General features: G+C 41.3%; 10 protein-coding genes. All 10 read left to right on the forward strand.

Translation table 11 applies throughout. The features are described from left to right. A partial coding sequence (locus Q9Q35_RS07240) for a transglycosylase SLT domain-containing protein (protein WP_304652783.1) occupies window positions 1-1,503 on the forward strand: 1,503 nt, incomplete at its 5' end. After that, window positions 1,490-2,209: a distal tail protein Dit gene (locus Q9Q35_RS07245; protein WP_112286348.1), complete on the forward strand. Its 720-nt coding sequence runs from the start codon at window positions 1,490-1,492 to the stop codon at window positions 2,207-2,209. The genes Q9Q35_RS07240 and Q9Q35_RS07245, both read left to right, overlap by 14 nt. Then, window positions 2,209-4,161 carry a phage tail spike protein gene (locus tag Q9Q35_RS07250; RefSeq protein WP_304652784.1) on the forward strand — a complete coding sequence of 651 codons (1,953 nt, stop codon included), beginning with the start codon at window positions 2,209-2,211 and terminating at the stop codon, window positions 4,159-4,161. The genes Q9Q35_RS07245 and Q9Q35_RS07250 overlap by 1 nt, the downstream gene beginning before the upstream one ends. A gap of 14 nt (window positions 4,162-4,175) precedes the next feature. Beyond that, window positions 4,176-5,063 (forward strand): hypothetical protein, encoded by an 888-nt coding sequence (locus Q9Q35_RS07255; protein ID WP_112195495.1) that lies wholly within the window; start codon window positions 4,176-4,178, stop codon window positions 5,061-5,063. A 16-nt stretch (window positions 5,064-5,079) separates the two neighbouring features. Continuing rightward, window positions 5,080-5,547 carry a hypothetical protein gene (locus Q9Q35_RS07260; RefSeq protein WP_119448218.1) on the forward strand — a complete coding sequence of 156 codons (468 nt, stop codon included), beginning with the start codon at window positions 5,080-5,082 and terminating at the stop codon, window positions 5,545-5,547. Between the two features lie 18 nt (window positions 5,548-5,565). Next, window positions 5,566-5,943, forward strand: coding sequence for a hypothetical protein (locus Q9Q35_RS07265; RefSeq protein WP_119448217.1), 378 nt, complete (start codon window positions 5,566-5,568; stop codon window positions 5,941-5,943). 1 nt (window position 5,944) lies between these two features. Then, entirely contained in the window at window positions 5,945-6,076 is a 132-nt protein-coding gene (locus tag Q9Q35_RS07270) for an XkdX family protein (protein WP_112195488.1), read from the forward strand. A gap of 15 nt (window positions 6,077-6,091) precedes the next feature. After that, the gene (locus Q9Q35_RS07275; protein ID WP_112195486.1) at window positions 6,092-6,601 is read left to right on the forward strand and encodes an Ig-like domain-containing protein; all 510 of its coding nucleotides are present in this window, start codon (window positions 6,092-6,094) and stop codon (window positions 6,599-6,601) included. A 5-nt stretch (window positions 6,602-6,606) separates the two neighbouring features. Beyond that, complete coding sequence (locus Q9Q35_RS07280) at window positions 6,607-7,596, forward strand: hypothetical protein (RefSeq protein WP_112195484.1); 990 nt, start codon at window positions 6,607-6,609, stop codon at window positions 7,594-7,596. 37 nt (window positions 7,597-7,633) lie between these two features. Continuing rightward, window positions 7,634-8,008 carry a hypothetical protein gene (locus Q9Q35_RS07285; protein WP_119448216.1) on the forward strand — a complete coding sequence of 125 codons (375 nt, stop codon included), beginning with the start codon at window positions 7,634-7,636 and terminating at the stop codon, window positions 8,006-8,008. Window positions 8,009-8,085: the final 77 nt, after the last annotated feature.

Below are 8,085 nucleotides of genomic sequence, written 5' to 3' on the forward strand. Positions count from 1 at the left end.
CTGAAAGATATCATTATCGGAGTTGCTAAAGGTATTGACAGTGCTTGGAGAGGAATTTGGGACGGCGTTGCAAAATTCTTTAGTGGGATTTGGGATGGTATGAAAAATGCTGCTAAGGCTGGATTTAATGGGATCATTGATTTTGTGAATGGTGGTATTAAAGGTATTAATGGCGTAGTTCATTTCTTCGGTGGTAAAAAACAGACCATTGATCTTATTCCACGTTTAAAAGATGGTGGTCGGATGTCACGATCAACACTAGCGTTGGTCAATGACGAAGAAAGTCCAACATATCGAGAAGCTATTTTTAGACGTGATGGATCGGTTGAATTACCACAAGAGCGTAACGTACTTACCCACTTAGAGGCTGGTGATGCTGTTATGCCAGCTAAACAAACAGCTATGTTGCTAGGGCTACCGCAGTATAAAGAAGGTTTTGGTGATTGGTTAGGAAAGGCTGCCGACTGGATCGGTGATGTCAGTGGTGATGTTGGCGAATGGCTAGCTGATAAGATAGATCAATTAGAAGATGCTCTAAAGGATCCGTTAGGTGTATTAATGGGCCTTTTCAAGAAAAGTAAGAATAGTGCTGAAGCTATTTGGCATGACATCGGAGAGGGTGCTGGTAAATATGTACCTGAACAAGCTGTTGACTGGTTTAAAGGTATTTTAGACGGATTTAAGAAGAAGTTTGATGAATCTGGAGGAAACCCGCCAGGTGAAGGTGCAAAACGTTGGGAACCATATGTTAAAAAGGCATTAGCCGCTAACGGTTTACCAACATCAGATGCTTATGTACAGGCTTGGTTACGCCAAATTCAAAGCGAATCTGGGGGGAACCCTAAAGCAGTTCAAGGTGGCTATGTCGACATTAACACGTTGACTGGTGATCTCGCAAAAGGTTTATTACAGACGATTTCAGCGACATTTAATGCACATGCTTTTCCGGGCCACAAAGATATTTTCAATGGCTACGACAATATGTTAGCTGCGATCCATTATGCTAAAGCACGTTACGGATCTGACATGTTAGCCGTAATTGGACACGGTCACGGTTATGCTAACGGCGGTCATGTATACAACAAGCAGCTTGCGTGGATCGCAGAAGATGGTGACGAATTTGTGATCAACAATCGCAAGCCAAATGCAGACAGCTTGTTAGCTAGTGCAATCAAGCAACGGGCTGAGATCAACCCGAACAGCTTTAGCGCAAAGATCGCACATATTATCGATCGCGCTAAATTTAGTGGATCAAACGGTTACGGTATGGCGCCAAGTACGAGTCAAAGCGTTGGCGCTACTCATAGCACGCAAAGCTACACGGGTACTGATTATAGTCAACAAATCGAAGCTATCAATCGAAAACTTGATATCATTGCTGATAAGCAAGTTAAGGTAGATGGTCGAAGTTTTGCAGTCGCTTATGAAAGATACGGTACTCATGAGCGAAACCAAAGAGATATTTTAGGAAAGAGAGGTATGGCGATAGATGTCAATTTCTAGTAAAACGTATGGCTTTACGTTCAACGGTAGACATTCGAGCGAGTTTGACATGCGTGTTTTGGATACAAAGCAAATAACGCTACCTCAAAAGCGGAAAAGTTTAATACAATTGCCGTATAGCTCTAAGCAAGTAGATTTGAGCAATGTATATGGCGAAAATGTGTATGATGAACGTACGATCACGTTTCCTTGCAAAATACCTTTTGGGCGTGAAGATCCATACGCACTGTATAATCGAGTGACAGAGATCACACGTTGGCTATATCAGCCAGTTGGAAAGATTTTGTTACGTGATGATGCTATGCCGAATTATGCCTTTATGGGTGAAGTTCAGACAGCACCAACGTTAGAAGAAAACTATAACTTTTCAAAGCTTACAATCACATTTCAGTGTGATGCCTATCGACTCAAAAAGCGTTTTGATGATGTCTGGGATCCATTTAGCTTTGACCTTGATGCAGCGCAAGAAACTGAGTTCGATGTCAAGGAGTTTGAAAATCTGATGTTGATCAATACAGGGGATCGCGAAGCAGAACTTACAGTTACTTGTGAAAATCCAGTAGATCTTATTTTGAATGATCAACGTTATCACTTGCGTAGTGGTGGTAATTCAAATGATGACCTGATACTACCCAAGGGTGAAAGCTTGATCACGATCATTGGCAATGGCAAAGTATCATTTGATTGGACAGAAGAGGTGATCTAATGAGCAAAGGCTATCGAGTAACGATAAGGGAAGGCTGGAATGGCCCAGAAATGTTGCTTAATTCAGATATCTACCAACGTATTAGGTTAGTATCTGCAACAGTTTCAAAGAGCGTTAGCGCCTATGATAGCTTCACGTTTACACTGGATCCCTCACATAAACTCTATGCGGTTATTAAGCCGTACAAATTCTTTGTGAAAGTAACACGCCCAGATCAAAACAAAGTTCTTTTTGAAGGTCGTGTATTAACTTATTCAGACAGTATGGATACTAGTGGTGTCATTCAAAAAATAGCTGTATGTGAAGGACTTGAGGGCTTCTTGCATGACAGCGTACAGCCTTGGCGAGAGTTTCACGATACAACGCCTAAAGACTTTCTACAAGCGCTAATCAATGAGCACAACAAGCAAGTAGAAAGCTTTAAGCAGGTACGCTTAGGTAATGTTACAGTCACTAATTCAACTGATAATGTCTATCGTTTTGTTGATGATACAAAAGATACGTATGATAATATTCAAGACAAACTAGTCAGCCGTTTAGGCGGCGAGCTTAGAGTTCGCAATGAGGCTGGAAATTTGTATCTTGACTATATGCCAAAGATTGGTGGAACGGCTACGCAGAAGATAAAGTTGGCTAAGAACTTGCTGTCATCTTCAAGAAATATCGATCCTACCGAAGTAGTAACGGTCCTTAAACCGTTGGGAGCTACACAAGAGCGTCAAACAAACGAAGAAAACAAGACTGAGGTATCAAGTCCACGTTTAACGATCGCTAGTGCTAATGGTGGTAACGAGTATCTGCGAGATGAAGAATTGATCAAAGAATTTGGGATCAGAGCTAAAGTTCAGACGTGGGATGATGTCAATACTGCTGATACTTTGTTGCAGAAGGGACGTGCTTATCTAGCTTCACAAAAAGCTATCAAATACGAGATACAACTAACATATGTTGACCTATCTTATATCAAAGATGGTGTCGCTATGTTCGATTGTGGAGATACTGTTACCGTACAGAATTCTTTGCAAGGCCTAGAAATCGATGAACGGATCGTGTCAATGTCGATAGATCTATTGCAAGTTCAAAACACAACGATAACTCTAAGTAATGATCCTCTTTCTGTAAATGCGTATAGAAATCAATCATCGCAAGCTTATGATGCTGAACGTGACGCTTTTTATAATTTGATCAGAGATCAGAAGTTGAGCACTGCAGATCTCGAAAAGGCACTTAAAAGTTCAAATGCTCAAATTAAAAGCTTACAGCAGGCTTTGCAGGAACTGGAAAACAAATTCAATGGACAGACGCCACAGCCACAACCTGCGCACATCGGGAAAATTATTGACATCTCGGAATGGCAAGGTGTTATCGACTGGAATAGCGTTGTCAGAGATGACGTAACTTTAAGCATCATCAGAGTACAAGATGGATCGTCGCATCAGGATTTGAAATACATGGAGAACTTGCAAAAATGTATCAGCGCCGGCGGTAAATATGCAGTGTATGCTTATTTCCGAGGTACATCGACATCGGACGCACAGCAAGAAGCTAGAGATTTCTTTGAGAGAACACAGCGGGTTGTTGCTAACAAGCAACAGCCTGTTTTTTATGCGATCGATGTGGAAAGCGTTGAGATGGGCGGTAATGTATCTCAAATGCGAGCCGGCATTGAAGCGTTCATGTCACAGCTCAATACTTTAGGTGTCCCAGATCATAAGATCGTGTTATATATCGCAAATCATCTGTATAGTAGTTTCAACTTGAATACTGCAAGAGCTGGTGCGATCTGGATCCCCAGCTATGGACAAAATGATGGATCTATCGTCAATAGTACGAAGCCTACACATCCTTATGATCTTTGGCAATACACAAGCAAAGGCCGTGTGTCTGGGATCATTGGCAACGTTGATATGAACACAGAACCAAGTGATAAATTCAAAGCTTATCTTAATTGAAAGGAAGTGAGAAAGTGACATATCGAGATAACACACCGATCACGCAAGAGGATCTAAAAAAGCTTCAGCGTGATATTTCGGTGGGTGATGTTGAAAAGGTCGCTCAAACAGTCGCTACTTGGCTTAGAGAAAAAATGTACGGTAAAGACGTGCGTGAGACGTTAGCGCAGTGGGCGATCTATACAGCACGTATCGCACAGTATCTGATCAATGACGAGCAAGAGTTTAAGCGAGCGATGAACAATCTAAAACTTGAGCTTATCAATCGACAAGGGCAAGTTGAAGGACGCCAAACCGACTTAGAGAACCAATTTTTGCAAGTGATCGCAAATGCGACAGTCGACAGCGAAGTTATTCTAGCTCGCAATTCTAACCGCTACGGTAGCTATATAACGCTAGATAATCGATTGGAACACATTGAGCAATTGCTTGCTTCATATGTTCCTGCAGGCTTTACGATCACGTTGAAGCACAACCAAAATCGTAATCCACGAGTCAATGTTTTGTATTACGAATACGCGATTGGCACGGAAACCGGGGGCTTTGGTACTGGTCCAAGTGGATCGTTTGGCGGTACTAACTTCACTAGCGTAGCACCACAGATCGAATATCAAGATCTAAATACTGTAGTGATCCATTTGCCAACGGCATATGCAATGCGTGGGGTCGTTGAATATAAGTATGGTTACTGGTATTTGATTGACGGGTATAAAACACTGCGCTTTGATCTAGGCGAAGTCGATGATCGACGTGCTTTGGCGGGGAATGGTCAACATCAGATCTCATCTGATTCAGTTGCACCACCGCAAACAGATCAACAGCCTACAACAGTGATCGCACCAAGAAATTTACGTGCGACACGGATCAATGATGAAACGGAAAAATTAGATTGGGAAAAATAAAGGAGGGTGATAGTTTATGACTATCTCGTTAGAAGCGATCGTTACTGGTATGAATGGTGGTCCGGAGGCTATCCAACAAAATTTCAATAAGGTCAAAGCTGAGCTTGAACGTATGAACGGTAGTGTAGTAGAAATTTCAAAAGAGCAGTTTACGCCGATCAATGGTTTTAGCGTTGACCGTAATGCTTGCAAGGGTCTCATCTTCAAATTCGATAGTTTTGCGATCATCTATTTTCAAAGTTATATCGGAAATGTCACACTCAAAGGATGGACGTTTAAAGAAGCCTTAGCTATTCCAAAGTCATATTTAGACGGTTTTACGAAGTTTGCTTCTTTTGGAGTTGGCAGACGTATCTCTGACGATGCAAAACAATATGATGTTGATTTTAAACCAGATAAAGCAATTGCAACCATCTACACCCGTGGTAGTGAATGGAATAATGGCGGAATGGATATTAAATTTGCAGGTATCTTATACAACTAGAGAGGATGTGGAAATTAGATGTTGATTTATTATTTTGATGATACTAAGCGCTTTGCATATACTGATGTGATCGCTGATGATGAAACAATCCCAACTAATGCTACAACAGTTGCGCCAGTCAATGCAGATGGTACAGGAATGTATGCACCATCGTGGAGCGGAACAGAGTGGGTGTCAATGACTAAAGAAGAATTCGACAAAGAATTTGCACAACAACAGCGCCCGGATAACGTTCCAGCAGTAACGCCTGCGGAAAAGAAAGAAGCTCAGCAAATGTTGACAGTCGCTAAACTGCAAGCAGATGTTGATGCACTGAAGAAAAGTCAGGAACAAGGTGCTGCTATCTTAGCAACATTGATGAAACAACAAGCAAATAATGCAAAGGAGGCTAACTAGTATGCTATACAGTTACGAAGTAGTGAACCGTTTTTACAAAATGGGTCTATTCACAAAAGAAGACGTTCAATTATTCGTTGAAGTAAAGTATTTTGCAAAAGAAGATTATGACAAAATGTTCCCAGAAGGTTAAGGCGGGTGATCACAAATGAAGTTTTTCATTTATCGTGGTGAAGGCTCGACTGGACAACTGCAAAAAGTTGCAGAAGTCACAGATACAACGACATACACCGCAACAAATCTAAAAGCTAAAACAACGTATCGCTTTGCTGTTTCTGCGCATAATGGGCTACGTGAAAGCGAGAAGTCTAACATTGTGACTGTTGCGACATCCGGTATCTCTGCGGTATCAGTTACATTAACGATCAATTCGACTTCGCTGGAAGTTGGCGGGATCGCTAAAGCTACTGTGACGATCAACCCAGCAAATCAAACGGATGGCGCTGTTACCTATACGTCATCGAATGCGCAAGTAGCGACGATCGATCAAAATGGGAATATTACCGCAAAAAATACTGGTACAACGGATATTAAAGCTACAATCGGTGGCGTTGAGTCTAGCTTAGTACGTATCACGGTATACGAAGCGTTAGTCAATGTCAGTGGCTTGCGTAGTTCAAATGTGACAGCTAATAGCGTGACTTTGAATTGGAGTTGATGCAAATGCAGTATCGCATTTATAAAGATGACGTCAAGATCAAAGAAACAACATCAAGACAAGTTGAGATTACAGGCCTAAAGCCCAAAACGACATACACGCTAGGTGTTTCAGCATACAACGGACTACGTGAAAGTACACGAGCTATGATCACGATGACTACACGAGGTCTAGTTATGATCGTTGATAAGGCTTTACAAGTAGATTCAGAAGTAACGTTTGAATATTTAGAATATCCGTTTGGAGTTGTACCATTCGGAACCGAACCAGCTGGGATGTTCGGTGGCGGTAATCGGCAAACGCTACAAGGCAAAGTAGTATCTGTTTCTAATGGACAAAGCCGAGTTGAGTTAAAGAATAGTTTTGATAAATTGTCGGACGAGTTAAAACTAGTCACTAATTTGCAGATACCAGGGATCAATTTAGTTGCAAATTCAAGTAACTTTAAGAATTTGAATGGTTGGACTGATACTAATACCGTTGGCCAACCGTACTTAGGTAAGCACCCATTTTGGAAGAATAATACTGAAAATATGCTTATTATTTCAAATAAAAGTACAACGAGGGAAGTAACCGTTGGTTCGGATCGTTTTAGAGTAAAGCCAAATACAATTTACACTATTAGCTTTTCTGGGTTTCATAATTATGCTTTGGCAAGCTATGATGTATACTTTTTGGCACGCATGCACACTAGCCAAGCCTCTTGGACAGAAGCTATATTACCAATTGCGAGCCAAAAGTTAAGTAATAGTGGAGTGGTAAATAAGTCGGTAAGTTTTAATACTGGAAATAACGATGAGGGATATATTCGTTTTGACAATAACGCAACCATTCAAGAAGGGGTATCTGCTGACTTGTATTTAGCAAATATCAAAGTTGAGGAAGGTTCACAAGCAACACCATGGACACCAGCAAGGAAAGATATTTACGGTACAGACCAGATCGATAATAATTACTCGGCTTTCGATAGCTACAAGGCTATTTATCTTAAATGATTTTTTGTGGTGGGCGGGTAGGAAAAGGGTGTTAAAAATGTTAAAAAATATTAGAAAGAACCGATTTTGGCTTCTAAAAGCGCTGGAGACTTATTCTCTGGCGTTTTTCTTTATCGTTAAGCGGTCAACAGGTATTTTTGACTGGGATCATAGTCCGTTGGCTGCGCTTGATGATCCACCGTTCATTTTTATGCTTGCAGTGGTCGGTACGATCGCATTGGTGTTTGCGCTGTGGGACATCAAGCATTTGTACTACAAGCAGATCATGACTGGAACGCTGACGTTTGTGTGGTTAGCGTTTTTCTTGTCATTTTGTGCGAATGACGCTTTGCGAGAAGTGTATTTAAGTTTCCCTGGAATATATGCCTTTTTTGTGTTAGTTGGAATAGTGATCGAATTGCGTTGGGAGTGATCGTTCTTGAGTGATCAAGTGTGGGTTGCCGTGATTTCTACGCTTGGATCAATTATTGTTGCGTGGATCACGGCAAC

It is taken from the genome of uncultured Ligilactobacillus sp. (genome assembly GCF_948826705.1).
Lineage (GTDB): Bacteria > Bacillota > Bacilli > Lactobacillales > Lactobacillaceae > Ligilactobacillus.

Bases quoted from the DNA above. Each gene is read 5' to 3' on its own strand.
- Q9Q35_RS07245 (WP_112286348.1), top strand. From the start codon at position 1,490: ATGTCAATTTCTAGTAAAACGTATGGCTTTACGTTCAACGGTAGACAT.
- Q9Q35_RS07250 (WP_304652784.1), top strand. From the start codon at position 2,209: ATGAGCAAAGGCTATCGAGTAACGATAAGGGAAGGCTGGAATGGCCCA.
- Q9Q35_RS07260 (WP_119448218.1), top strand. From the start codon at position 5,080: ATGACTATCTCGTTAGAAGCGATCGTTACTGGTATGAATGGTGGTCCG.
- Q9Q35_RS07265 (WP_119448217.1), top strand. From the start codon at position 5,566: ATGTTGATTTATTATTTTGATGATACTAAGCGCTTTGCATATACTGAT.
- Q9Q35_RS07270 (WP_112195488.1), top strand. From the start codon at position 5,945: ATGCTATACAGTTACGAAGTAGTGAACCGTTTTTACAAAATGGGTCTA.
- Q9Q35_RS07275 (WP_112195486.1), top strand. From the start codon at position 6,092: ATGAAGTTTTTCATTTATCGTGGTGAAGGCTCGACTGGACAACTGCAA.
- Q9Q35_RS07280 (WP_112195484.1), top strand. From the start codon at position 6,607: ATGCAGTATCGCATTTATAAAGATGACGTCAAGATCAAAGAAACAACA.
- Q9Q35_RS07285 (WP_119448216.1), top strand. From the start codon at position 7,634: ATGTTAAAAAATATTAGAAAGAACCGATTTTGGCTTCTAAAAGCGCTG.